Origin of the sequence: Phytopseudomonas dryadis (genome assembly GCF_004327355.1) — a bacterium.
GTDB lineage: Bacteria > Pseudomonadota > Gammaproteobacteria > Pseudomonadales > Pseudomonadaceae > Aquipseudomonas > Aquipseudomonas dryadis.
On record NZ_QJUM01000005.1, the window covers coordinates 44570 to 68438 of the forward strand.

Here is a 23869-nt window from a genome sequence, read left to right on the forward strand (position 1 = left end):
AGCCCTGCGCGGCTGGGGGCTGCGAATGCCTGTCACGGGCGCTCGGGCGAGTAATTTCGACGCTTTGGCAAAACTGGAAAGCTTTTTGCAAACACCGGCATAGCGACGTCATGGGCGTCAAAAGATTGAATCAGCCGGGGTAACCACGTGGCAGTAGACCGCTCGCAAATGATTGGCAACGTACGCAGCAACCTGTCCGGGTTGCGCGACGGCAATCTCGGTATCCCGCTGCTGCTGCTGGTCATGCTCGGCATGGTCATGCTGCCGGTTCCGCCGTTCCTGCTCGACGTGCTGTTCACCTTCAATATCGCCTTGTCGATCGTCGTCCTGCTGGTGGCGATCTATGCGTTGCGGCCGCTGGATTTCGCCGTATTCCCGACCATCCTGCTGGCGGCCACCTTGCTGCGCCTGGCGCTGAACGTGGCCTCCACGCGGGTGGTGCTGCTGCACGGACAGGACGGCGCGGGAGCGGCCGGGCAGGTGATCAAGGCGTTCGGCGAGGTGGTGGTCGGCGGTAACTACGTCGTCGGTATCGTGGTGTTCGCCATCCTCATCATCATCAACTTCGTGGTGGTGACCAAGGGCGCCGGACGGATTTCCGAGGTCAGTGCGCGTTTCACCCTGGATGCCATGCCCGGCAAGCAGATGGCCATCGACGCCGACCTCAACTCCGGCCTGATCGACCAGGTGGAAGCCAAGAAGCGCCGTGTCGAGGTGGCCCAGGAAGCGGATTTCTACGGTTCGATGGACGGTGCCAGCAAGTTCGTGCGCGGCGATGCCATCGCCGGTCTGCTGATCATGTTCGTCACCCTGCTCGGCGGCATTGGCATCGGCATGCTGCAGCACGGCCTGCCGTTCAGCGAGGCGGGGCGCATCTACTCGTTGCTGACCATCGGTGACGGTCTGGTGGCACAGATCCCGTCGCTGCTGCTGTCCACGGCGGCGGCGATCATGGTCACCCGGGTGTCCAGCTCCGAAGACATGGGCGCCCAGGTCAACCGGCAGATGTTCGCCTCGCCGCGCGCGCTGGCCGTCGCGGCGGCGATCATGATCGCCATGGGCCTGGTGCCCGGCATGCCGCATATGCCTTTCGTTGGCCTGGGCCTGATCGCCGCGGGCGCGGCGTACTGGATCGCCAACAAGCAGCGCAAGGTCAAGGAAGTCGAGATTCAGGAGGTTCAGCGTCAGCAGGAACTGCTCCCCGCCCAGCGCGCCCAGGAAGTCAAGGAGCTGGGCTGGGATGACGTCATGCCGGTGGACATGGTCGGCCTGGAAGTCGGCTACCGCCTGATCCCGCTGGTCGACCGCAACCAGGGCGGGCAACTGCTGGCCAGGATCAAGGGCGTGCGCAAGAAGCTGTCCCAGGAAATGGGCTTTCTGATGCCGTCGGTGCATATCCGCGACAACCTGGACCTGCAGCCCAGCGCCTACCGCCTGACGCTGATGGGCGTCAGCGTGGCCGAAGCCGAGGTATATCCGGATCGCGAACTGGCGATCAACCCGGGGCAGGTGTTCGGCACCCTCAACGGACTCGCCGCCAAAGATCCGGCGTTCGGTCTGGAAGCGGTGTGGATCGATCCGGGCCAGCGCGATCAGGCGCAGTCGCTGGGCTACACCGTGGTGGACGCCAGTACCGTGGTGGCCACCCACCTCAACCAGATCCTGCACAAGCACGCCCACGAGTTGCTGGGGCACGAGGAAGTCCAGCAACTGATGCAAGTGCTGGCGAAAAGCTCGCCGAAACTGGCCGAAGAACTGGTGCCCGGGCTGATTTCGCTGTCGACCCTGCTCAAGGTGTTGCAGGCGCTGCTGCAGGAACAGGTGCCGGTACGCGATATCCGCACCATCGCCGAGGCCATCGCCAACGTCGCGCCGCGGAGTCAAGATCCCGCCGCCATGGTCGCCGCGGTACGGGTGGCGCTGGCCCGCGCAATCGTGCAAAGCATCGTGGGACTAGAGCCGGAGCTGCCTGTGATCACCCTCGAGCCAAGGTTGGAACAGATATTGCTCAATAGTCTGCAGAAGGCCGGGCAAGGCTCCGAGGATGGCATCCTCCTGGAGCCTGGCATGGCCGAGAAGCTGCAACGTTCCCTGGTGGAAGCAGCGCAGCGTCAGGAAATGCTCGGCAAGCCGGTGATACTGCTGGTGGCCGGTCCGGTTCGGGGAATGCTGTCGCGATTCGCGCGGCTGGCCGTACCGAGCATGCATGTGCTGGCGTACCAGGAAATTCCGGACAACAAGCAGGTCACCATCGTTGCGACGGTGGGGCAGAACTGATCGAGGGTACAGGCCATGCAGGTCAAACGCTTTTTCGCCGCCGATATGCGCCAAGCCATGAAGCTGGTTCGCGATGAGCTGGGCGCCGACGCCTCGATCATCGGCAACCGCCGTGTGGCCGGTGGCGTGGAATTGACGGCCGCGCTCGATTATCAGCTGCCGCCGGCGCCGGCGCGCCAGCCCAATCCGGCCCTGGAAGCCGAGCTGCGCAAGACCCAGTCGCGCATCGCTTCGGCCCAGGCCGAACTGACCACCCGCGCCCAGCTCGATGCCGGCAAGGATCGCCAACTGTTCGCCGAAGTACCGGCCGACAGCCTGGATGCCGTGCTCGAGCGCCAGCAGAAGAAACCGGCCTCGGCTTCGGTCGACCAGTCTGCCCTGGAATCCATGCGCTCCGAATTGCATGGCTTGCGTGAGCTGATCGAAATGCAGATGGGTTCCATGGCTTGGGGCCAGCTGCAGGCTCGTCGCCCACAGCAGGCTACCCTGTGGCGCCGCCTGCAGCGCATGGGCCTGCCTGCCGAACTGGCGCGCCCGCTGCTCGAGCGCGTGGCCGCCATTGCCGAGCCGCGTCAGGCCTGGCGCATGCTGCTGGCGCACCTGGCCCATTCGATCCAGACGCCCAAGCAGGAGCCGATGGAAGAGGGCGGCGTGATCGCCCTGGTCGGCCCCGCCGGCATGGGCAAGACCACCACCCTGGCCAAGCTGGCGGCGCGCTACGTGCTCAAGTACGGCGCCCAGCACATCGCCCTGGTGAGCATGGACAGCTACCGTATTGGCGCCCAGGAGCAACTCAGGACGCTCGGGCGCATTCTCGATGTGCCGGTGACCCTGGTCGATCCGGGCCAGTCCCTGACCCAGGCGCTGGCGCCTCTGGCGCGCAAGCGCGTGGTGCTGATCGACACCGCCGGCCTGCCGGCCAACGACCCGGCCCTGCGCATGCAGCTGGAAACCCTGGCCAGCCGCGGGATCAAGGCGCGTAATTACCTGGTGCTGGCCGCCACCAGCCAGAGTCAGGTGCTCAAGGCGGCCTATCACAGCTATAAACGATGCGGGCTGGCGGGCTGTATTCTGAGTAAACTGGACGAGGCCACCAGTCTGGGCGAAGTATTGGGGCTGGCTATCAGCCACCGTCTACCGGTAGCCTATCTGGCAGACGGGCCGCGGATTCCGGATGATGTGCATGTACCGCGCAGTCACCAGCTGGTCAGTCGCGCCGTGGGCCTGCAGTCCCCGGAAGAGCCGAGCGAGGACACGATGGCCGACATGTTTGCCGGGCTTTATCAGGACCCAGCGCGATGCGCGGGATGATGAGACACCCAGGTGTGGCGAAAGGCTGGCTGTGCAATGGCGCAGCGGCGCACAATCCGCCACGTGGCTCCAAGGCGAAGTTAGACAAGGTATCGAAATAACATGGGTATGCATCCCGTACAGGTGATCGCGGTGACCGGCGGCAAGGGTGGCGTCGGCAAGACCAATGTGTCGGTGAATCTGTCGCTGGCGCTGGCCGATCTCGGCCGGCGCGTCATGCTGATGGACGCCGACCTCGGTCTGGCCAACGTCGACGTGCTGCTCGGCCTGACCGCCAAGCGTACCCTGGCCGACGTCATCAGTGGCGAGTGCGACTTGCGCGATGTCGTGCTGCAGGGGCCGGGGGGTATCCGTATCGTCCCGGCCGCCTCCGGCACCCAGAGCATGGTGCAGCTCACGCCCATGCAGCACGCCGGCCTGATCCAGGCGTTCAGCGATATCAGCGACAACCTCGATGTGCTGATCGTCGACACCGCCGCCGGTATCGGCGACTCGGTGGTCAGCTTCGTGCGCGCCGCCCAGGAAGTGCTGGTGGTGGTGTGCGACGAACCGACCTCTATCACCGACGCCTACGCGCTGATCAAATTGCTCAACCGCGACCATGGCATGAACCGTTTCCGGGTTCTGGCCAATATGGCGCACAGCCCGCAGGAGGGACGCAACCTGTTTGCTAAGCTCACCAAGGTGACCGATCGTTTCCTGGACGTCGCGCTGCAGTACGTGGGTGCGGTGCCCTATGACGAGTCGGTGCGCAAGGCCGTACAGAAACAGCGTGCGGTATATGAAGCGTTTCCTCGCTCGAAGTGCGCGCTGGCGTTCAAGGCGATTGCCCAGAAGGTCGATGCATGGCCGCTCCCGGCCAACCCGCGGGGCCATCTGGAGTTTTTCGTCGAACGCCTGGTGCAACAACCGATCGCAGACACGGCTGTATGACAGCAGCCTCTGGACTCCGTATGTACAGCAAGGCACAGGCACGAGATTCACAGCACCAGTTGATCGAACGCTACGCGCCGCTGGTCAAGCGTATCGCCTACCACCTGCTGGCGCGCTTGCCCGCCAATATCCAGGTGGACGATCTGATCCAGGCCGGCATGATCGGTCTGCTCGAGGCATCGAAGAAATACGACGCTGGCAAGGGCGCCAGCTTCGAGACCTTCGCCGGCATCCGCATTCGCGGCTCCATGCTCGACGAGGTGCGCAAGGGCGACTGGGCGCCACGCTCGGTGCACCGCAACAGCCGCATGGTCAGTGACGCCATCAGAAAAATCGAGGCCAGAACCGGGCGCGACGCTAAAGATCAGGAGGTTGCGGCCGAACTCCAATTGAGTCTCGAGGATTACTACGGCATTCTTGGCGACACTTTGGGCAGCCGCCTGTTCAGTTTCGACGATCTGTTGCAGGACGGCGAAACGGGGGGGCTGCAGGAAGACACGAGTTCCCTGCATCACGGACCTGCGCACGAGCTGGAAGACACCCGTTTCCAGGCGGCGCTGGCCGATGCCATTACCAACCTGCCGGAGCGTGAGCGGCTGGTGTTGTCGTTGTATTACGACGAGGAGTTGAACCTCAAGGAAATCGGCGAGGTGCTGGGAGTCAGTGAGTCGCGGGTCAGCCAGTTGCATAGCCAGTGTGCCGCGCGTTTGCGTGCGCGGTTGGTGGAATGGCGCGCTTAGGTAGTTGAAGTAGGGCGCTGGAAACAGAGTAGTGAACGCAGCAAAGCCAGGCGCAATAGTTTTGCGGCGTTCCGCCAGGCCGGTTTCGCGATTGAGAGCGCTCCAGAATGCTGAGGGCGTTTTAGGACTGTACGGAGGTCGACTTGGACAAGAACATGAAAATCCTCATCGTCGATGATTTTTCGACGATGCGCCGGATCATCAAGAACCTTCTGCGCGATTTGGGATTCACCAATACCGCGGAAGCCGATGACGGCACCACGGCATTGCCGATGCTGCACAGCGGCAGCTTCGACTTTCTCGTGACCGACTGGAACATGCCGGGCATGAGTGGGATCGACCTGCTGCGTGCCGTGCGTGCGGACGAGCGCTTGAAGCATATGCCGGTGTTGATGGTGACGGCGGAAGCCAAGCGCGATCAGATCATCGAGGCCGCCCAAGCTGGCGTGAACGGTTATGTGGTCAAGCCGTTCACCGCCCAGGTGCTTAAAGAAAAGATTGAGAAGATCTTCGAGCGGGTCAACGGCTGATGTCTGCCGCGAGGTTGTTATGGAACATGATGATTCTGCAGGGTCCGACCTCGAGTCGACCCTGAAAACCAACGCTCGTCAGTTGGTGGATAGCCTTGAACAAGGCAATTTTGGCGAAGCGGTACAGCTGATCAACGAACTCAACAAGGCGCGCGACCGGGGTCTCTACCACGAAGTCGGCAAGCTGACGCGCGAATTGCACAATGCCATCGTCAATTTCCAGTTGGATCCGCGGGTACCGCATGCCAAGGAAGTGTCGCAGATCGCCGATGCGACCGAGCGCCTCAACTATGTGGTGACCATGACCGAGCGTGCGGCCAACCGCACCATGGATCTGGTCGAGCAGAGCGCGCCGCTGGTCAACGACTTGAGCAGCGAGGCCGAAGAGCTGAGTGGCGAGTGGGGCCGTTTCATGCGCCGTGAAATGGGCGCCGACGGCTTTCGCGAACTGGCCAAGCGTCTCGAACTGTTCCTGGCGCGCAGCCAGCGCGACAGCAGCAAGCTGTCCGGCTACCTCAACGACATCATGCTCGCTCAGGACTATCAGGATCTGACCGGGCAGGTGATCAAGCGGGTCACGCAACTGGTCACCGAGGTGGAAAGCAATCTGCTCAAGCTGGTGCTCATGGCCAGCCAGGTGGATCGTTTCGCCGGTATCGAGCACGACCACGAGGTGTTGCGCGCCGAGCAGAACAAACAAAAACAGCCTTCTCATGGTGAAGGTCCGCAGATTCATGCCGATAAGCGTGATGACGTCGCATCCAGTCAGGATGATGTCGACGATTTGTTGTCCAGCTTAGGATTTTAGGAGCACGTCATATGAGCTTCGGCGCCGATGAAGAAATCCTCCAGGATTTCCTGGTAGAGGCCGGCGAGATTCTCGAGCAATTGTCCGAGCAGTTGGTTGAGCTGGAAAGTCGTCCGGATGACATGAACCTGCTCAATGCGATTTTCCGGGGATTCCACACCGTCAAAGGGGGGGCAGGTTTCCTGCAACTCAATGAGCTGGTGGAGTGCTGCCACATCGCCGAGAACGTGTTCGACATTCTGCGCAAGGGCGAGCGGCGGGTCGACGCCGAACTGATGGATGTCGTGCTCGAGGCGCTGGACGCGGTCAATGGCATGTTCGCCGAGGTGCGCGAGCGGGTCGAACCGACGCCGGCCACGCCCGAACTGCTGGCCGCCCTGGCGCGTCTGGCCGAGCCGGCTTCCGCCGCACCGGCAGCGGCTCCGCCTGCAGCGCCGGTCGCGCCGGTTCAAGAGCAGGCCGCCGCAGCGCCTGCGGGCGACATCACCGACAGCGAGTTCGAGCAACTTCTCGAGGCCCTGGACGACGAGCCGGTGGCGGCTGCCGGCACTTCGGCGGACGAGATCAGCGACGACGAGTTCGAGTCGCTGCTCGACCAGTTGCATGGCAAGGGGCAGTTCGCGCCTGCGGCGCTGAGCGCCGCCGAGGCGCCGGCCAGTGCCCCGCCTGCCACTGGCGGCGACGAAATCACCGACGACGAGTTCGAGGCGCTGCTCGATCAGTTGCATGGCAAGGGGCAGTTCGCCGCCGCGCCTGCCGCAGCGGCAACACCCGCCGCCGATAGCGCGCCTGCCGCACCGGATTCCTCCAGCGATGAAATCAGCGACGATGAATTCGAAGCGTTGCTCGATCAGTTGCATGGCAAAGGCAAGTTCGTCGAACCCACTGCGATCAAGGCGGCGGAGCCCGTAGCCAAGGCGGCACAGCCGCCAGCGGCGGCGAAGCCTGCGGCGCCGGCCAAGGCGCCGGCCGCTCCCGCGGCGAAAGCCGAGCCGGCCAAGGCCGCGCATACGCCGGCGGCGAACGCGCCGGCCAGCGAAGCGGAAACCACCGTGCGGGTCGATACCGCGCGCCTGGACGAGATCATGAACATGGTCGGCGAACTGGTGCTGGTGCGTAACCGCCTGGTACGCCTGGGCCTGAACAGTGGCGACGAGGCCATGTCCAAGGCCGTGTCCAACCTCGACGTGGTCACCGCCGATCTGCAGACCGCGGTGATGAAGACGCGCATGCAGCCGATCAAGAAGGTCTTCGGCCGCTTCCCCCGCCTGGTGCGCGACCTGGCGCGCCAGTTGAAGAAGGAAATCAACCTGGAGCTGGTCGGTGAAGAGACCGACCTGGACAAGAACCTGGTCGAGGCCCTGGCCGATCCCCTGGTTCACCTGGTGCGCAATGCCGTCGACCACGGCGTGGAAACCCCCGAGGAGCGCGAAGCCGCCGGCAAGTCGCGTACCGGGCGCGTGGTGCTGTCCGCCGAGCAGGAAGGCGACCACATCCTGCTGATGATCACCGACGACGGCAAGGGCATGGATGCCGACGTGCTGCGTGGCAAGGCCGTGGAGAAAGGCCTGCTGGACAAGGATGCGGCGGATCGTCTGACCGACCTGGAGTGCTACAACCTGATCTTCGCCCCGGGCTTCTCGACCAAGACCGAGATTTCCGACGTCTCCGGCCGCGGCGTCGGCATGGACGTGGTGAAAACCAAGATTTCCCAGCTCAACGGCACGGTCAACGTCTTCTCGCAGAAGGGCCAGGGTTCGAAGATCGTCATCAAGGTGCCGCTGACCCTGGCGATCATGCCGACCCTGATGGTGATGCTGGGCAACCAGGCCTTCGCCTTCCCGCTGGTCAACGTCAACGAGATCTTCCACCTCGACCTGTCGCGCACCAACGTGGTGGACGGGCAGGAGGTGGTCATCGTCCGCGACAAGGCGCTGCCGCTGTTCTACCTCAAGCGCTGGCTGGTGCGCAAAGCCGCCCACGAAGAGCAGGGTGAAGGCCATGTGGTGATCCTGACCGTCGGCAACCAGCGTATCGGCTTCGTCGTCGACCAACTGGTCGGCCAGGAAGAAGTGGTCATCAAGCCGCTGGGCAAGATGCTGCAGGGAACCCCCGGCATGTCGGGCGCGACGATCACCGGTGATGGCCGCATCGCCCTGATTCTCGATGTGCCGAGCATGCTCAAGCGTTACGCGCGGCGTATCTGATCGATCGCGGCGTGGCCTCGGGCCAGGTCGTTTAGGAGTGTTTATGCTTGTCAAGGTACTGGTGGTCGACGATTCCGGCTTCTTCCGTCGCCGGGTCTCGGAGATTCTGTCGGCCGACCCCAACATCACCGTGGTCGGCACCGCCACCAATGGCCGTGAAGCCATCGATCAGGCGCTGGCGCTCAAGCCCGACGTGATCACCATGGATTACGAGATGCCGTTGATGGACGGCATCACCGCGGTGCGCAGCATCATGCAGCGCTGCCCGACCCCGGTGTTGATGTTCTCCTCGCTGACCCACGAGGGCGCGCGGGTGACCCTGGATGCGCTGGATGCCGGGGCGGTGGATTTCCTGCCGAAGAATTTCGAGGACATCTCGCGCAACCCGGACAAGGTCAAGCAACTGTTGTGCGAGAAGGTGCACAGCATCTCGCGCAGCAACCGCCGGGGGTTCGGCGCGGCGTCCCTGACGCCGCCTGCCGGCGGTGCGCCGAGCCGACCCCTGGCCGGTGCGTCCGCTCCGGCACGCGCCCAGCCAGCGCCGGCCGCCAGCGGGGCATCGAGCGGCAGCAGCCCGGCACCCAAGCGCAAGGCCTACAAGCTGGTGGCGATTGGCACCTCGACTGGCGGGCCCGTGGCCCTGCAGCGGGTGCTGACCCAGTTGCCGGCCAGCTTTCCCGCGCCCATCGTGCTGATCCAGCACATGCCGGCGGCGTTCACCAAGGCCTTCGCCGAGCGCCTCGACAAGCTCTGCAAGATCAACGTCAAGGAAGCCGAGGACGGCGACATCCTGCGCCCCGGGCTGGCCATCCTGGCGCCTGGCGGCAAGCAGATGATGATCGACGGGCGCGGCGTCATCCGCATCCTGCCGGGTGACGAGCGGCTGAACTACAAGCCCTGTGTCGACATCACCTTCGGCTCCGCGTCCAAGTCCTACCACGACAAGGTGCTGGCGGTGGTGCTCACCGGCATGGGCGCCGATGGCCGTGAAGGCGCGCGCCTGCTCAAGCAGGGCGGCAGCCAGGTATGGGCCCAGGACGAAGCCAGCTGCGTGATCTATGGCATGCCCATGGCGGTGGTCAAGGCCAACCTGGCCGATGCCGTGTACCCGCTCGATGACATCGGCCGCCACCTGGTCGAGGCCTGCCTCTGATGGATGTGCTGAGCCTGATCGGTGTCATCCTGGCCTTTGTCGCCATCCTCGGCGGCAACTACCTGGAAGGCGGTCATGTCTCGGCACTGCTCAATGGGCCGGCGGCCCTGATCGTGCTGGGCGGCACCCTGGGTGCCGCCTTTCTGCAGACCCCGGTCAACGTGTTCAAGCGTTCCATGACGATCCTGCGCTGGATCTTCTTTCCGCCGCAGATCGACCTGCCGGGCGGCATCGACCGGGTGGTCAACTGGAGCATGACCGCGCGCAAGGAGGGTTTGCTGGGGCTCGAGGCGGTGGCGGATGCCGAACCCGATCCCTACGCGCGCAAGGGCTTGCAACTGCTGGTCGACGGCGCCGAGCCGGAGGCCATCCGCAGCATTCTCGAGGTCGATCTGTACACCCAGGAAAACCGCGATATCCAGGCGGCCAAGGTGTTCGAGAGCATGGGCGGTTACGCGCCGACCATCGGCATCATCGGCGCGGTGATGGGGCTCATCCATGTCATGGGCAACCTGGCCGACCCGAGCCTGCTGGGCGGTGGCATCGCCGTGGCCTTCGTCGCCACCATCTATGGCGTGGCGTTCGCCAACCTGCTGCTGCTGCCGGTCGGCAACAAGCTCAAGTCCGTGGCCATGCGCCAGTCCACCTACCGCGAGATGCTGCTCGAAGGCATCCTGTCCATCGGCGAAGGTGAGAACCCGCGCTCCATCGAGCTGAAGCTGCAAGGCTTCATGAACTAGTGGGGTGGCAGCATGGCTCGCAGACGCCGCGTTGAGGAGCATGACAGCCATGAGCGCTGGCTGGTGTCATACGCGGATTTCATCACCTTGCTGTTCGCCTTCTTCGTGGTGATGTACTCGATTTCCTCGATCAACGAAGGCAAGTACAAGATCCTTTCGGAAACCCTCACCGGGGTCTTCAATCAACCCGATCGCTCGATCAAGCCGATCCCGGTGGGCGATGAGCGCCCGCGCACCACCGAGCCGGACCGTTCCATGGTGGACGAGGAGGACAGCAACCAGCAGATCGCCTCCGAGACCCTCGACACGATCGCCGGCAACGTGCGCGAAGCCTTCGGCGGGCTGATGCAGAGCGACCAGCTCAAGGTGCGTGGCAACGAGCTGTGGATCGAGATCGAACTGAGTTCGGGGCTGCTGTTCCCCAGTGGCGATGCGCTGCCCAACGACGAGGCATTCGAAATCATCGAGACCATCGCCAAGATTCTGGCACCCTACGAGAACCCGGTGCACGTCGAGGGTTTCACCGACAATCAGCCGATCAGCACGGCCCAGTTCCCGACCAACTGGGAATTGTCCAGCGCGCGCGCGGCGAGCATCGTGCGTATGCTGGCCATGGAGGGTGTCGACCCGGCGCGGATGGCCGCGGTGGGCTATGGCGAATTCCAGCCGGTGGCCGACAACGCCACGGTGGAGGGGCGGGCGCGCAATCGCCGGGTGGTGCTGGTGGTGTCGCGCAACCTTGATGTACGGCGCAGTGTCAGCGGAGTCGGCAGTGCCAACGCGCAACCCGACGCGGCGCTGCGGCGGGCTGGCACGCAACCTGCTTCAGCGCCGTCAGTGCAGGCCCCGCCAGCGGGCGCCGTCAATCCCCCGTCGCCAGCTCCGTGAGGCTGGCGCCCGTTCTCGGCCAGGTTCGACCTGCTCCGGGAGGATGAAGACCATGAGAGTTTGGGCTGTAGCCAATCAGAAAGGTGGTGTAGGCAAGACCACCACGTCCATCGCCCTGGCGGGCCTGCTGGCCGATGCCGGCAAGCGTGTGGTGGTGGTCGACCTCGATCCGCACGGTTCGATGACCAGCTACTTCGGCCATGACCCCGATACCCTGGAGCACAGCGCCTTCGATCTGTTCCTGCATCAGGGCGGCGTGCCCCAGGGCTTGCCGCAGCAATTGCTGCTGCCGACCAGTCACGAGCGCATCTCGCTGCTGCCCTCCAGTACGGCGCTGGCGACCCTGGAGCGCCAGTCGCCCGGACAGAGCGGTCTCGGCCTGGTGATCGCCAAGAGCCTGGCGCAGCTGTGGCAGGACTTCGACCACGCGATCATCGACAGCCCGCCGTTGCTGGGCGTGCTGATGGTCAACGCCCTGGCGGCCAGCCAGCAACTGGTGATTCCGGTGCAGACCGAGTTTCTCGCGGTCAAGGGCCTGGAGCGCATGGTCAGTACCCTGGCCATGATCAACCGCTCGCGCAAGCAGGCCTTGCCCTACACCATCGTGCCGACCCTGTTCGACCGTCGTACCGCAGCCTCCATGACCACGCTGCGGGCGCTGCGCAGCAGCTATCCCGAGGTGCTGTGGCCAGCCTACATCCCGATCGATACGCGCCTGCGCGATGCCAGCCGGGCGGGGCTCACACCGTCGCAGTTCGACCATAACAGCCGCAGTACCATCGCCTATCGGGCGTTGTTGAAGTACCTGCTGGCACAACAGCCCTCCGCCCAGGTGGCCTGACAGGCAATGGCCCGTTATTCTGCGTCGAGGGGCTCAAGTCTGCCGTCATTGCGGCCGATAGCCCATACAGGTCTTTTTTGCGGGTTGCATTCATGAGTCGTTCCATCGTCACTGCCACGCGGCCGCAATTGGCGCTGCAGTCCTATCTCGACGGCCTGCTGCAGGAGGCCGCGGTCGAGCTCGAACTCGAGTTGGCCCCGAGCAGCACGCTCGACGAGTTCGAGGCGGCCGTGCGCGAGGAGCAGATCCGCGATGCCCAGTTGGCGGTCGAGGTCGGGCAAGCGCCGCAGGCGCTCAGCGAGCCGGTGCCGGTGGCCCCGGCCGAACCCGCGCCGGAAATCGCCGTCGAGGCCGTCGCCATGCCGGCGCTGGTCGAGGCCGTCGCCGAGGTGCACAGGCCCGCTCCGCCTGCACCATCGGTCGCTGCCGACGGGCGGCCCGAGTGGGCGCAGGAGCCGTTCGAATGCCTGCTGTTCGATGTCGCCGGCCTGACGCTGGCCGTGCCGCTGGTGTGCCTGGGCTCGATCTATCCGCTGGCCGGACAGGAATTGACGCCTTTGTTTGGCCAGCCGGACTGGTTTCTCGGCATACTGCCGTCGCAGTCGGGCAACCTCAAGGTGCTCGACACGGCGCGCTGGGTCATGCCCGACCGCTACCGCGAGGATTTTCGCCAGGGCCTGCAATACGTGATTTCCGTGCAGGGCTATGAGTGGGGACTGGCGGTGCACCAGGTCAGCCGTTCGATCCGCCTGGAGCCTGACGAGATAAAATGGCGCGGCCAGCGCGCGCAGCGCCCCTGGCTGGCGGGCACGGTCATCGAACACATGTGCGCGCTGCTGGATGTGGCCGCGCTGGCCGAACTGATCGCCAGCGGTGCGACCAGGCGGATGGCCGGTAGGCCATTGCACTGAATGAGTGGCGCGCGTGCTCCGGCACGTTCGCTCGATTGAACAGCGGGAATCCCCGCACACCGCCGCAAGCGGTCAATGACGAGGCTAGGCCATGAAGAAAAGCTCTGCACAAGGTGCTGAAGACCCGATCCTGCAGTGGGTGACGTTCCGTCTGGACAACGAAACCTATGGCATCAACGTGATGCAGGTGCAGGAGGTACTGCGCTACACCGAAATCGCGCCAGTGCCGGGGGCGCCGAGCTACGTGCTGGGGATCATCAACCTGCGTGGCAACGTGGTGACGGTGATCGATACGCGCCAGCGTTTCGGTCTGGACTCTTCGGACGTCACCGATAACACCCGTATCGTCATCATCGAAGCCGACAAGCAGGTGGTCGGCATCCTCGTCGACAGCGTCGCCGAAGTGGTCTACCTGCGCCAGTCGGAAGTGGAAACCGCGCCCAACGTCGGCAACGACGAGTCGGCCAAGTTCATCCAGGGCGTGTGCAACAAGAATGGCGAACTGCTGATCCTGGTCGAGCTGGACAAGATGATGAGCGAGGAAGAGTGGTCCGAGCTGGAGAACATCTGAGGTGCTCGAGATCGCGCTGATCGTCCTCGCCCTGGTGTGCCTGGGGCTGGTCGCGACCTGCGTGTGGCTGGCCGGCCGTCTGCGTCTGGCCAGCCAACTGCAGGCCGAGCGCGATGCGCAGCGCGATCAACGGATCAAGGAACTGGGCAAGCGCCTGGACACCTACCTGACCGGCAGCATCCGCATGGGCGAGGAGCTGCACGAGCTGCGCCGCACCGTGGCGCCGCTGCCGGACAAGCTTTCCCAGATCGAACAGCGCGACCCTTCCAGCCTGTCCTTCACCCAGGCCGCGCGCCTGGTGGGGATGGGCGCCAGCGTCGACGACCTGACCCAGTCCTGCGGCTTGAGCAAGGCCGAGGCCGAGCTGGTCGCCAAGCTGCACCAGAAGAGCAAGCTATAAGCTTCAAGCCAAAAGCCAAAAGCCATTCCTCTGTAATACGACCGCTTGCTTGCCGCTTGAGGCTTGCAGCTTGCCGCTAATTCAGCAGCAGCGGCTCGTCCTTCGGCTTGCCGCGAGGATCGAAGCCCGGCGGGTACTTGCCCTTGAGGTACCAGGCGAAGGCGATGATTTCGGCGATGCAGCGATAGAGCTGTTCCGGGATCGCTTCGCCCAGCTCCAGGCGTGCCAGCAGGCGCACCAGCTCGGCATTTTCGTAGATCGGTACATCGTGGGCGCGGGCGATCGCCAGGATCGCTTCGGCCAGTTCGTCATCGCCCTTGGCGCTGAGGTTGGGCGCGTTCTGGCCATCGTAGGTGAGGGCGATGGCCTGGCGGGGGGCTTGGCGGCTCATGCGGTTTCGTCGACCCAGCGTTGTTCCAGGGAGGTTTTCGGGCCTTGCGGTGGCGTGCCCTGGCTGCAGGCCAGGTCGCCCACGGTGAGGCCGGCCGCGAGCAGGCGTTCGCGCAGGTTGCCCAGTTCCTTGTCGATCAGGCTGGCGGTGCTGGCGCGCTCGGCCCACAACTGGCTGGACAGGCTGCCGTGGGCCAGTTGCGCCTGTATCTGCAGCGGGCCGAGCGGCTCCAGGTCGAAGGCCAGGTCGATGCGCCACATGGTCTCCTTGGCATCCTGCTTGGCCGTTGGCGCGGGCTCGTCGTGCTGGATCTTCACCTGCAGCGGCACCAGTTCCTGCTGATTGCGCATCGGCAGCTCCAGTTGCCAGGTGGTCAGCAGGTTGCCGTCCGGCCCGACCTGGCTCTGGGCCAGGCTGGACAACTGGTGGGTCTGCAACCGGGAAATGGCGGCGGCGGCCAGTTTCAGCAGGGTTTCGAGATCGGATTCACCGTCCATGGCCTGCAGCAGGCGCGAGGGCAGGGGGAAGCTCATGGCCTGCTGCCGTCCGCTGGCCTGGCCGAGGTTGCCGAGGATGTTACGGGCAAAGGCGGGCAGGGCCTGGGTCATGCTGGCGCCGGCCGTGGTGGCGGCCAGCGGCGCGGAGCCGGGTAGCGATGGCAGCAGTTGGCTGACCAGGCGCAGCAGGTTGGCTTTCATGTCGGCGTGCAGGGCATTGGCCTGGCCGCCCAGCAGTTTGCTTTCGAGAAACAGGCCGCTGTTTTCCAGGGCCTGGCCAAGCCCCTTGCTGGTGCTCAGTTGTTCGGCATTGGGCAGGGCGCCGAGCAGCTTGTCGATGCTGCCGCGCAGGCCATCCGGCAAGCCGCTCTGGTTGCCCAGCCCCTGCAGCGCGGAAAACAACCCTTCCAGCGAGCCCTGGCGGCTTTGCTGGCCGCTCAGTTGCTGGATCAGCGCCAGTTGGTCGAGACGCCCGCTCAGCGGCAGGAAGTTGAGCGACTGGTTGCCTTGCACCTGGGCGCTGAGCAGGCTGCCCAGCGGCAGGTTGAGGGTGGTTTCCAGGGCCAGCTTGTTGCCGGCCAATGGCGTGTTGAGCAGGTTGACCAGCACCTTGTAGACGGTCTGCGATGCCTGCGCGGGCAGCGCCTCGCGGGAGACGACCTTGCCCTGCAGCAGGGTGCCGACGGGCAGCTGTTCGAGATCCAGGCTGGTCAGCGGTTTGCCGCCACCGGCTTGCAGGGCGATGGCCAGGCGTGTCTCGGACAGCGCCGTGACCGCCAGGGCGGTGCCCTGCGCCAGGGGCTGGCTGCTGCTGGCCTGCAGCGTGGCCTGGCGGCCATTGTCGAGGGTCAGCTTGAGCAGCAGTTGAAAGCTCTGGGCGGCTTCCCGCAGCGCCACCACCTCGGCCCTGGCGCTTTCGCCGTTGGCCAGCAAACCCTCGAGGGGTTGCAGCAGTTTGACCGCCAGGTCGCTGGCAGCCGGCTGCGGCCGATTGCTCGGCGGCAGGGGGGCGACAGGACGTGGGCTGCTTATTTCACTCATCGAGGGTCATACTCTGTAGAAAAAGCACACTGCGAGTAGGCGAATTCGGCATGTATAATCGCGCTCCACTCCGTCCCAGTATAGCGGCCGGAACCGCGCCGACTTGAAGCCGAGTATGCATACCGTGAGCAGTCCCTTCCTCGAAGCCGTGGCGCTCGCCTGTGAGCGGGACTGGCGCATGCTCTTCGAGAACCTCGACCTGCGCCTGGATGCCGGGCAGATGCTGCAGATCTCCGGACCCAATGGCAGCGGCAAGACCAGCCTGTTACGCCTGCTCGCCGGCTTGAGACAGCCCAGCGCCGGGGAAATTCGCCTCAAGGGCCTGCCGTTGGCCAGCCAGCGCAACGAACTGGCGCGCAACCTGGTCTGGCTCGGCCACGCCGCCGGCATCAAGGGACTGCTGAGCGCCGAAGAGAATCTCACCTGGCTGTGCGCGCTGCATCGCCCGGTCAGTCGCGACAGCATCTGGCAGGCCCTGGAGGCCGTGGGCTTGCGCGGCTTCGAGGATGTGCCCTGTCACACCCTGTCCGCCGGCCAGCAGCGTCGCGTGGCCCTGGCGCGCCTGTACCTCGAAGGGCCGCCGCTGTGGATCCTCGATGAACCCTTCACCGCCCTCGACAAGCAGGCCGTGGCGCAACTGGAGGCGCACCTGGCCGGGCATTGCCAGCGGGGCGGGTTGGTGGTGCTGACCACCCATCATTCACTGACCCTGATGCCGGAAGGTTACCGTGAGCTTGATCTGGGGCAGCATGCCCGATGAATAACGTGTTTATCCTTCTGTTCACCCGTGAGGCCCGGCTGCTATGCCGGCGCCCGGCCGAACTGGCCAATCCGCTGGTGTTCTTCGCCATCGTCATTGCCCTGTTCCCGCTGGCTGTCGGCCCGCAGACGCAATTGCTGCAGAGTCTGTCCCCGGGCCTGGTATGGGTGGCCGCGCTGTTGGCGGTGCTACTCTCGCTGGATGGATTGTTTCGCAGCGATTTCGAGGATGGTTCCTTGGAACAATGGGTCCTTTCGTCACACCCCTTGCCGCTTCTGGTATTGGCCAAGGTGCTGGCACACTGGATCTTCTCGGGGTTGACGCTGGTGCTGTTGGCGCCGCTGCTGGCGCTGATGCTCGGCTTGCCCGGGCGCTGCCTGCCGGTGCTGCTGGGCTCGCTGCTGCTGGGCACGCCGGTGCTGAGCCTGCTCGGTGCGGTGGGCGCGGCTCTGACCGTGGGGCTCAAGCGTGGCGGCCTGTTGCTGGCGCTGTTGATTTTGCCGCTGTACATACCGGTGCTGATCCTGGGCAGCGGTGCTTTACAAGCGAGTTTGCAGGGGTTGCCGGTGGTCGGCCATCTGTTGTGGCTGGCCAGCCTCACCGCCCTGGCGGTGACCCTGACGCCGTTTGCCATCGCCGCCGGGCTGACCATCAGCGTCGGCGAGTGATTTAACCGTGCTACCGAGGACGGCTGCCCAGCGCGCGGACATTTTCCGGCGCGGTGTTTGGCGCGGTCTCTACCTCGGAGAATGATGAGTGACCTGATGAATTGGACGTGGTTTCACAAGTTGGGCTCGCCCAAATGGTTCTATGCGATCAGTGGGCGCTGGCTGCCATGCCTGGCGGTCGCCGCCGCATTGCTGCTGCTCACCGGCACGGTCTGGGGCCTGGCCTTCGCCCCGCCGGATTACCAGCAGGGCAACAGCTTTCGCATCATCTACATTCACGTTCCCGCGGCATTCCTGGCGCAATCGGTGTACGTCATGCTGGCCGTCGCCGGTGTGGTCGGCCTGGTGTGGAAGATCAAGCTCGCCGACGTCGCCCTGCAGCAGGCCGCGCCCATCGGCGCCTGGATGACCGCCGTCGCCCTGATCACCGGCGCGGTGTGGGGCAAGCCGACCTGGGGAACCTACTGGGTGTGGGATGCGCGCCTGACCTCCATGCTGATCCTGCTGTTCCTCTATTTCGGCATCATCGCCCTGGGCCAGGCCATCAGCAACCGCGACAGCGCCGCCAAGGCCTGCGCGGTGCTGGCCATCGTCGGTGTGGTCAACATCCCGATCATCAAGTACTCGGTCGAGTGGTGGAACACCCTGCACCAGCCCGCCACCTTCAGCGTGATCGAGAAACCGGCCATGCCGATGGAAATGTGGCTGCCACTGCTGCTCATGGTGCTGGGCTTCTATTGCTTCTTCGGCGCCGTGCTGCTGCTGCGCATGCGCCTGGAAGTGCTGCGCCGCGAAGCGCGCAGCAGCTGGGTCAAGGCCGAGGTCAAGGCACAGGTGGAGGGCGCCCGATGAGCTTCGCATCATTCGCCGATTTCCTCGCCATGGGCACTCATGGCGCCTATGTCTGGTCGTCCTATGGCATCTGCCTGGCGATACTGCTGCTCAACGTGGCGTTGCCCGTGCTGGCGCGCCGCCGCTATCTGCAAGACGAGGCGCGTCGTCTGCGCCGGGAGGAGTCGAAGTGAACCCGGTTCGCAAGAAACGCCTGTTCATCGTCCTGGCGATTCTCGTCGGTGTCGGCATCGCCGTGACGCTGGCGCTCAGCGCCCTGCAGCAGAACATCAACCTGTTCTACACGCCGAGCCAGATCGCCGCCGGCGAAGCGCCGCTGGACACGCGCATCCGCGCCGGCGGCCTGGTGGAAAAGGGCTCGGTGAAACGCTCCGGAGACTCGTTGCAGACCGATTTCGTGGTCACCGACGGCGCTGCCCGGGTCACCATCCGCTTTCACGGCATCCTGCCGGATCTGTTCCGCGAGGGGCAGGGCATCGTCGCGATGGGCAGGGTCGATGAAGGCGGCCTGTTGCAGGCCGACGAAGTGCTGGCCAAGCACGACGAGAACTACATGCCGCCCGAGGTGCAGCAGGCGCTGGAGCAGAGCGGCATGAACAAGCATTACCAAAGTGCCCAGAAGGACGTCGCGCAATGATTCCCGAACTCGGCCACCTGGCGATGATCCTGGCCCTGTGCCTGGCCCTGGTACAGGCCACCCTGCCGCTGGTCGGCGCCTGGCGCGGCGACCGCCAGTGGATGAGCCTGGCGCAACCCGCCGCCTGGGGGCAGTTCGCCTTCCTGCTGTTCGCCTTCGCCTGCCTCACCCAGGCCTTCATGGTCGACGATTTCTCCGTGGCCTACGTGGCGCACAACTCCAACAGCGCGCTGCCCTGGTACTACAAGTTCAGTGCCGTCTGGGGCGCCCATGAGGGCTCGTTGCTGCTCTGGGCGCTGATCCTCGGCGGCTGGACGTTCGCCGTCTCCATCTGCTCGCGGCAACTGCCCGAGGAAATGCTCGCCCGGGTGCTGGGCGTGATGGGCATCATCAGCGTCGGCTTCCTGCTGTTCCTGATCGCCACCTCCAATCCCTTCGCCCGCCTGTTGCCCAACGTGCCGGCCGATGGTCGCGACCTCAATCCCCTGCTGCAGGATTTCGGCCTGATCATCCACCCGCCGATGCTGTACATGGGCTATGTCGGTTTTTCCGTGGCCTTCGCCTTCGCCATCGCCGCCTTGCTCGGTGGCAAGCTGGACGCCGCCTGGGCGCGCTGGTCGCGACCCTGGACCATCATCGCCTGGGCCTTTCTCGGCATCGGCATCGCCCTGGGCTCCTGGTGGGCCTATTACGAGCTGGGCTGGGGCGGCTGGTGGTTCTGGGACCCGGTGGAGAACGCCTCCTTCATGCCCTGGCTGGTGGGCACGGCACTGATCCATTCGCTGGCGGTGACCGAGAAGCGCGGGGTGTTCAAGAGCTGGACCGTATTGCTGGCCATCGCCTCCTTCTCCCTGAGCCTGCTGGGGACTTTCCTGGTACGTTCCGGGGTGCTGACCTCGGTGCACGCCTTTGCCAGCGACCCCGAGCGCGGAGTGTTCATCCTGGCCTTCCTGCTGCTGGTGGTCGGCGGTTCGCTGACGCTGTTCGCCCTGCGCGCGCCGGTGGTCAAGAGCCAGGTCGGTTTCGCCCTGTGGTCGCGGGAAACCCTGCTGCTGGTGAACAACCTGATTCTGGTGGTGGCCGCTTCGATGATTCTCCTGGGCACGCTCTATCCGCTGCTGCTCGACGCCCTCAGCGGTGCCAAGCTGTCGGTCGGCCCGCCGTATTTCAACGCGCTGTTCGTGCCGCTGATGGGCCTGCTCATGGCGATGATCGCCGTGGGCGTGCTGGTGCGCTGGAAGGACACGCCGTTGCAATGGCTGCTGCGCATGCTGGCGCCGGTGCTGGTCGCCAGCGTGGTGCTAGCGCTGCTGGCGACCTGGCTGCTCGGCGATTTCCACTGGGCGGTGCTGGGCGTCTGCCTGCTGGCCGCCTGGGTGGTGCTGGCCGGCCTGCGCGACATCCACGACAAGACGCGGCACAAGGGCCTGTTCAAGGGCCTGGCCAGCCTGACCCGCAGCTACTGGGGCATGCAGCTGGCGCACCTGGGGCTGGCGGTCTGCGCCCTGGGGGTGATTCTCACCAGCCTGGGCAGTTTCGAGCGCGACCTGCGCATGGCGCCGGGCGATTCGGTGGAACTGGGGGGGTATCGCTTCGTCTTCGAAGGCGCCGCGCACCATGAAGGGCCGAACTTCGTTTCCGACCGGGGCACGGTGCGCATTTTCGTCGAGGACCGGCAGATCGCCGTGCTGCACCCGGAGAAGCGCCTGTACACCGTGCAGCAGGCGATGATGACCGAAGCCGGTATCGACGCCGGCCTGACCCGCGACCTGTTCGTCGCCCTGGGCGAACCCCTGGAAAACGGCGCCTGGGCCGTGCGCGTGCACATCAAGCCGTTCGTGCGCTGGATCTGGCTCGGCGCGCTGCTGATGGGCTTCGGTGGCTTCCTCTCGGCGTCCGACCGGCGCTACCGGCTGAAGGTCAAGACCCGCGTGCGTGACGCGCTGGGTATGCAGGGGGCGCAAGCGTGAGACGTCTGATTCTGCTGTTGCCGCTGCTGATCTTTCTCGCCGTCGCGGTGTTCCTCTATCGTGGCCTGTTCCTCGACCCGGCCGAATTGCCGTCGGCACTGATCGGCAAACCCTTTCCGGCGTTTTCCCTGGCGGCGGTGGAGAGCGACAGGACCATCACCCAGGACGATCTCAAGGGCAAGCCCTCGCTGGTCAACGTCTGGGCCACCTGGTGCGTGGCCTGCCGCGTCGAGCACCCGGTGCTGAACACGCTGGCCGGCATGGGAGTGAACATCCATGGCGTGAACTACAAGGATGACAACGCCGCAGCGCAGAAATGGCTGCGTGATTTCCACGACCCCTATCTGTTGAACATCAGCGACCCGCGCGGGTCGCTGGGCCTGGATCTGGGCGTGTACGGCGCCCCGGAGACCTTCTTCGTCGACGCCCAGGGCATCATCCGCCACAAGTACGTGGGGGTGATCGACGAGCGCGTATGGCGGGAAAAACTCGCCCCGCTGTATCAGCAACTGGTCGATGAGGCCGCGCGATGAAAGGCTACCTGCCCGCGGTGATCCTGGCGCTGAGCCTGTTCGGCACGGCGCAGGCGGCCATCGACACCTACGAGTTCGCCAGCGAGGCGGAGCGCGCGCGTTATCGCCAGCTCACCGAGGAGCTGCGCTGCCCGAAATGCCAGAACCAGAACATCGCCGATTCCGATGCGCCCATCGCCATGGATCTGCGCGCGGAGATCTACCGCATGCTCGAGGCCGGCGACAGCAACGCGCAGATCGTCGACTACCTGGTCGCCCGCTACGGCGATTTCGTGTTGTACAAGCCGCCGCTGACTGGCCGCACGCTGTTGCTGTGGTACGGCCCCGCGGGGTTGCTGGTCGGCGGCTTCGTGCTGCTCGGCGTGATCCTGCTGCGCCGGCGTGGTGCCGATGAAGAGGCTGCCGCCGGCCTGTCCGGCGCTGAGCGGCAACGCCTGGCCGAGCTGTTGAAACAGACGCCTTTGGATAAGAAAGACCCATGATCGATTTCTGGCTGTCCGCCGGCCTGCTGTGTCTGGCCGCGCTGAGTTTTCTGCTGATCCCCTTGCTGCGCGGGCGCAAGGCCCAGACGGAAGAGGATCGTACCGCGCTCAATGTCACCCTCTATCAGGAGCGTCTGGCCGAACTGCAGCAGCAGCGCCTGGCCGGCACCCTCGGCGAGGAGCAACTGGCCAGTGCGCGCGACGAAGCGGCCCGCGAGCTGCTCGCCGATACCGAAGGCGCGGATCATGTGCGTCCAGCCCGCCGGCTGGGCAGGGCGCTGCCATTGCTCGCGGCGTTGCTGGTGCCGCTGCTGGGCGTGCTGCTGTACAGCCATTGGGGGGCGATTGGCGAGGTGCAGCGCGCGCGTGACTTCGTCGCTCAGCCGCAAAGCATCGAAGAGATGACCGCCCGCCTGGAAAGCGCGGTGCAGAGCAATCCGGATTCCGCCGAGGGCTGGTACTTCCTCGGCCGCAGCTACATGGCCCAGGAGCGTGCAGCCGATGCGGCAAAGGCCTTCGAGAAGGCCGTCGGCGTGGCCGGGCGGGTGCCGGAGCTGCTCGGCCAATGGGCCCAGGCGTTGTACTTCGCCGCTGACAGGCAATGGACGGCGCAACTGGCCGAACTGACCGAAGAGGCGCTGCGCGCCGACCCGCAGGAGCCCACCAGCCTCGGCCTGCTCGGCATCGCCGCCTATGAGGAGCAGCGCTTCCAGGACGCCATCGGCTACTGGGAGCGACTGGTCGCGGTGCTGCCGGATGAGGACCCTTCGCGGCAGGCCATCGAGGGTGGTATCGCCCGGGCGCGCCAGCAACTGGACCCGCAGGCCGGCGGCGGCGCGGCGGCGCAGACGCCGGAGAACAGCCAGTTGAGGGTCCGTGTCGAGCTGGCCGCTGACCTGCGCGACAAGGTGCAGCCGGGCGACGCCGTGTTCGTCTTCGCCCGGCCCGCCTCCGGTCCCACGATGCCCCTGGCCGCCAAGCGCCTGACGGTGGCGGAGCTGCCCGCCGAGGTCAGCCTGTCGGATGCCGATGCGATGATGCCGCAGTTGAAACTTTCCGCTTTCGACCAGGTTCAACTGGTGGCGCGTATCTCGCGCACAGGTGATGCCATGAACGGTGAGTGGACAGGGCAGGGCGAGCCCCTGGCCAGCACCACGCGTACCCTGCAGCACCTGGTAATCGATAGCGCTGACGGCGAAAAACCATGAACAGACTGATGCCGATCGCCCTGGCGATCACCCTATTGAGCGTTGCTGGCTGTACCTTGCAGCGCCCTGCTGCGCCTGGCGGCGACGGCTCGATACCACCGAGCGGATCGCCACCTGTGAGCAAGTCGCACCCGCGCTTCGCCCCGCCGCCCGGGGTGGACAGCCATTGGGATGGCGCTCTGGGCGTCTATGTGCTGGCGGCCGAGCGCGACACCTATTATCGCGAGCGCACCTTCTACCGCTGGAACAACGGCTGGAGCTGGGCCGGCAATCTGCAAGGGCCCTGGCAGCCGGTCGACAGCAGCGGCGTGCCGCCCGCCTTGTTCCGCCACCACGGGCAATAGCAGGTAAGGACGGAGGCCACGCATCTGCGTAGGAGCCGCGCCCCCGCGGCGAATGGTGGCCACGCCATGGATTCTGCGGGATGGCCGCCATCGCATCGCGCCGAGGTCGACGCTCCTACCCGGTTGGTGGTTTGCTGCGATTCTGTAGGAGCTGCGCCCCCGCGGCGAATGGTGGC

The 23869-nt window shown here is 65.2% G+C and carries 26 protein-coding genes; 24 read left to right on the forward strand and 2 right to left on the reverse strand.

What is annotated here, in order from left to right:
- The first annotated feature begins 168 nt into the window (after nt 1-168).
- The 14 genes from flhA (at nt 169) to DNK34_RS05605 (ending at nt 14310) form a co-directional block, all read left to right on the forward strand.
- Nucleotides 169-2277, forward strand: coding sequence for a flagellar biosynthesis protein FlhA (flhA, locus tag DNK34_RS05540; protein WP_131173578.1), 2109 nt, complete (start codon nt 169-171; stop codon nt 2275-2277).
- Nucleotides 2278-2292: 15 nt separating this feature from the next.
- Nucleotides 2293-3588: a flagellar biosynthesis GTPase FlhF gene (flhF, locus tag DNK34_RS05545; protein WP_131173577.1), complete on the forward strand. Its 1296-nt coding sequence runs from the start codon at nt 2293-2295 to the stop codon at nt 3586-3588.
- 102 nt (nt 3589-3690) lie between these two features.
- Nucleotides 3691-4521, forward strand: coding sequence for a flagellar synthesis regulator FleN (gene fleN, locus DNK34_RS05550; RefSeq protein ID WP_165496906.1), 831 nt, complete (start codon nt 3691-3693; stop codon nt 4519-4521).
- Nucleotides 4518-5261, forward strand: coding sequence for an RNA polymerase sigma factor FliA (gene fliA, locus DNK34_RS05555; protein ID WP_131173576.1), 744 nt, complete (start codon nt 4518-4520; stop codon nt 5259-5261). The genes fleN and fliA overlap by 4 nt, the downstream gene beginning before the upstream one ends.
- Nucleotides 5262-5416: 155 nt before the next feature.
- Nucleotides 5417-5791: a chemotaxis response regulator CheY gene (locus tag DNK34_RS05560; RefSeq protein ID WP_207390760.1), complete on the forward strand. Its 375-nt coding sequence runs from the start codon at nt 5417-5419 to the stop codon at nt 5789-5791.
- A gap of 19 nt (nt 5792-5810) precedes the next feature.
- Nucleotides 5811-6599, forward strand: a complete 789-nt coding sequence (locus DNK34_RS05565; protein ID WP_131173574.1) for a protein phosphatase CheZ — start codon at nt 5811-5813, stop codon at nt 6597-6599.
- Between the two features lie 11 nt (nt 6600-6610).
- Nucleotides 6611-8806: a chemotaxis protein CheA gene (locus DNK34_RS05570; protein ID WP_131173573.1), complete on the forward strand. Its 2196-nt coding sequence runs from the start codon at nt 6611-6613 to the stop codon at nt 8804-8806.
- 43 nt (nt 8807-8849) lie between these two features.
- A complete protein-coding gene (locus DNK34_RS05575; protein WP_131173572.1) occupies nt 8850-9959 on the forward strand; it encodes a protein-glutamate methylesterase/protein-glutamine glutaminase in 1110 nt (369 codons plus the stop codon).
- On the forward strand, nt 9959-10699 hold the full coding sequence (locus DNK34_RS05580) for a flagellar motor protein (RefSeq protein ID WP_131173571.1): 741 nt from the start codon (nt 9959-9961) through the stop codon (nt 10697-10699). Before DNK34_RS05575 ends, DNK34_RS05580 begins: the two co-directional genes overlap by 1 nt.
- 12 nt (nt 10700-10711) lie before the next feature.
- Nucleotides 10712-11587 carry a flagellar motor protein MotD gene (gene motD, locus DNK34_RS05585; protein WP_131173570.1) on the forward strand — a complete coding sequence of 292 codons (876 nt, stop codon included), beginning with the start codon at nt 10712-10714 and terminating at the stop codon, nt 11585-11587.
- A 52-nt stretch (nt 11588-11639) separates the two neighbouring features.
- Nucleotides 11640-12428, forward strand: a complete 789-nt coding sequence (locus tag DNK34_RS05590; protein WP_131173569.1) for a ParA family protein — start codon at nt 11640-11642, stop codon at nt 12426-12428.
- A 92-nt stretch (nt 12429-12520) separates the two neighbouring features.
- Nucleotides 12521-13339: a CheW domain-containing protein gene (locus tag DNK34_RS05595; RefSeq protein ID WP_131173568.1), complete on the forward strand. Its 819-nt coding sequence runs from the start codon at nt 12521-12523 to the stop codon at nt 13337-13339.
- Nucleotides 13340-13430: 91 nt separating this feature from the next.
- On the forward strand, nt 13431-13910 hold the full coding sequence (locus DNK34_RS05600; RefSeq protein ID WP_131173567.1) for a chemotaxis protein CheW: 480 nt from the start codon (nt 13431-13433) through the stop codon (nt 13908-13910).
- Between the two features lies 1 nt (nt 13911).
- On the forward strand, nt 13912-14310 hold the full coding sequence (locus DNK34_RS05605; protein ID WP_131173566.1) for a DUF2802 domain-containing protein: 399 nt from the start codon (nt 13912-13914) through the stop codon (nt 14308-14310).
- Between the two features lie 76 nt (nt 14311-14386).
- Here DNK34_RS05605 and DNK34_RS05610 read toward each other — a convergent pair whose 3' ends face one another.
- Nucleotides 14387-14701, reverse strand: a complete 315-nt coding sequence (locus tag DNK34_RS05610; protein ID WP_131173565.1) for an EscU/YscU/HrcU family type III secretion system export apparatus switch protein — start codon at nt 14699-14701, stop codon at nt 14387-14389.
- Nucleotides 14698-16239 (reverse strand): flagellar hook-length control protein FliK, encoded by a 1542-nt coding sequence (fliK, locus tag DNK34_RS05615; protein ID WP_131173564.1) that lies wholly within the window; start codon nt 16237-16239, stop codon nt 14698-14700. Before fliK ends, DNK34_RS05610 begins: the two co-directional genes overlap by 4 nt.
- A gap of 115 nt (nt 16240-16354) precedes the next feature.
- On the opposite strand from fliK, the gene ccmA reads away from it, so the two are divergent.
- The 10 genes from ccmA to DNK34_RS05665 all read left to right on the forward strand — a co-directional run bounded on the left by ccmA (nt 16355) and on the right by DNK34_RS05665 (nt 23693).
- Nucleotides 16355-16999, forward strand: a complete 645-nt coding sequence (ccmA, locus tag DNK34_RS05620; RefSeq protein ID WP_131173563.1) for a cytochrome c biogenesis heme-transporting ATPase CcmA — start codon at nt 16355-16357, stop codon at nt 16997-16999.
- On the forward strand, nt 16996-17667 hold the full coding sequence (gene ccmB / locus DNK34_RS05625; RefSeq protein WP_131173562.1) for a heme exporter protein CcmB: 672 nt from the start codon (nt 16996-16998) through the stop codon (nt 17665-17667). The genes ccmA and ccmB overlap by 4 nt, the downstream gene beginning before the upstream one ends.
- Nucleotides 17668-17760: 93 nt before the next feature.
- Nucleotides 17761-18519, forward strand: a complete 759-nt coding sequence (locus DNK34_RS05630; protein WP_131173636.1) for a heme ABC transporter permease — start codon at nt 17761-17763, stop codon at nt 18517-18519.
- Nucleotides 18516-18692: a heme exporter protein CcmD gene (gene ccmD, locus DNK34_RS05635; protein WP_131173561.1), complete on the forward strand. Its 177-nt coding sequence runs from the start codon at nt 18516-18518 to the stop codon at nt 18690-18692. Before DNK34_RS05630 ends, ccmD begins: the two co-directional genes overlap by 4 nt.
- Nucleotides 18689-19156, forward strand: a complete 468-nt coding sequence (gene ccmE, locus DNK34_RS05640; protein ID WP_131173560.1) for a cytochrome c maturation protein CcmE — start codon at nt 18689-18691, stop codon at nt 19154-19156. The genes ccmD and ccmE overlap by 4 nt, the downstream gene beginning before the upstream one ends.
- Entirely contained in the window at nt 19153-21126 is a 1974-nt protein-coding gene (locus DNK34_RS05645; RefSeq protein ID WP_131173559.1) for a heme lyase CcmF/NrfE family subunit, read from the forward strand. Before ccmE ends, DNK34_RS05645 begins: the two co-directional genes overlap by 4 nt.
- The gene (locus DNK34_RS05650) at nt 21123-21659 is read left to right on the forward strand and encodes a DsbE family thiol:disulfide interchange protein (RefSeq protein ID WP_131173558.1); all 537 of its coding nucleotides are present in this window, start codon (nt 21123-21125) and stop codon (nt 21657-21659) included. Before DNK34_RS05645 ends, DNK34_RS05650 begins: the two co-directional genes overlap by 4 nt.
- Complete coding sequence (locus tag DNK34_RS05655) at nt 21656-22141, forward strand: cytochrome c-type biogenesis protein (protein ID WP_131173557.1); 486 nt, start codon at nt 21656-21658, stop codon at nt 22139-22141. Before DNK34_RS05650 ends, DNK34_RS05655 begins: the two co-directional genes overlap by 4 nt.
- Nucleotides 22138-23349 carry a c-type cytochrome biogenesis protein CcmI gene (gene ccmI, locus DNK34_RS05660; protein ID WP_131173556.1) on the forward strand — a complete coding sequence of 404 codons (1212 nt, stop codon included), beginning with the start codon at nt 22138-22140 and terminating at the stop codon, nt 23347-23349. The genes DNK34_RS05655 and ccmI overlap by 4 nt, the downstream gene beginning before the upstream one ends.
- A complete protein-coding gene (locus DNK34_RS05665) occupies nt 23346-23693 on the forward strand; it encodes a hypothetical protein (protein ID WP_131173555.1) in 348 nt (115 codons plus the stop codon). The genes ccmI and DNK34_RS05665 overlap by 4 nt, the downstream gene beginning before the upstream one ends.
- The last annotated feature ends 176 nt before the right edge of the window (nt 23694-23869 follow it).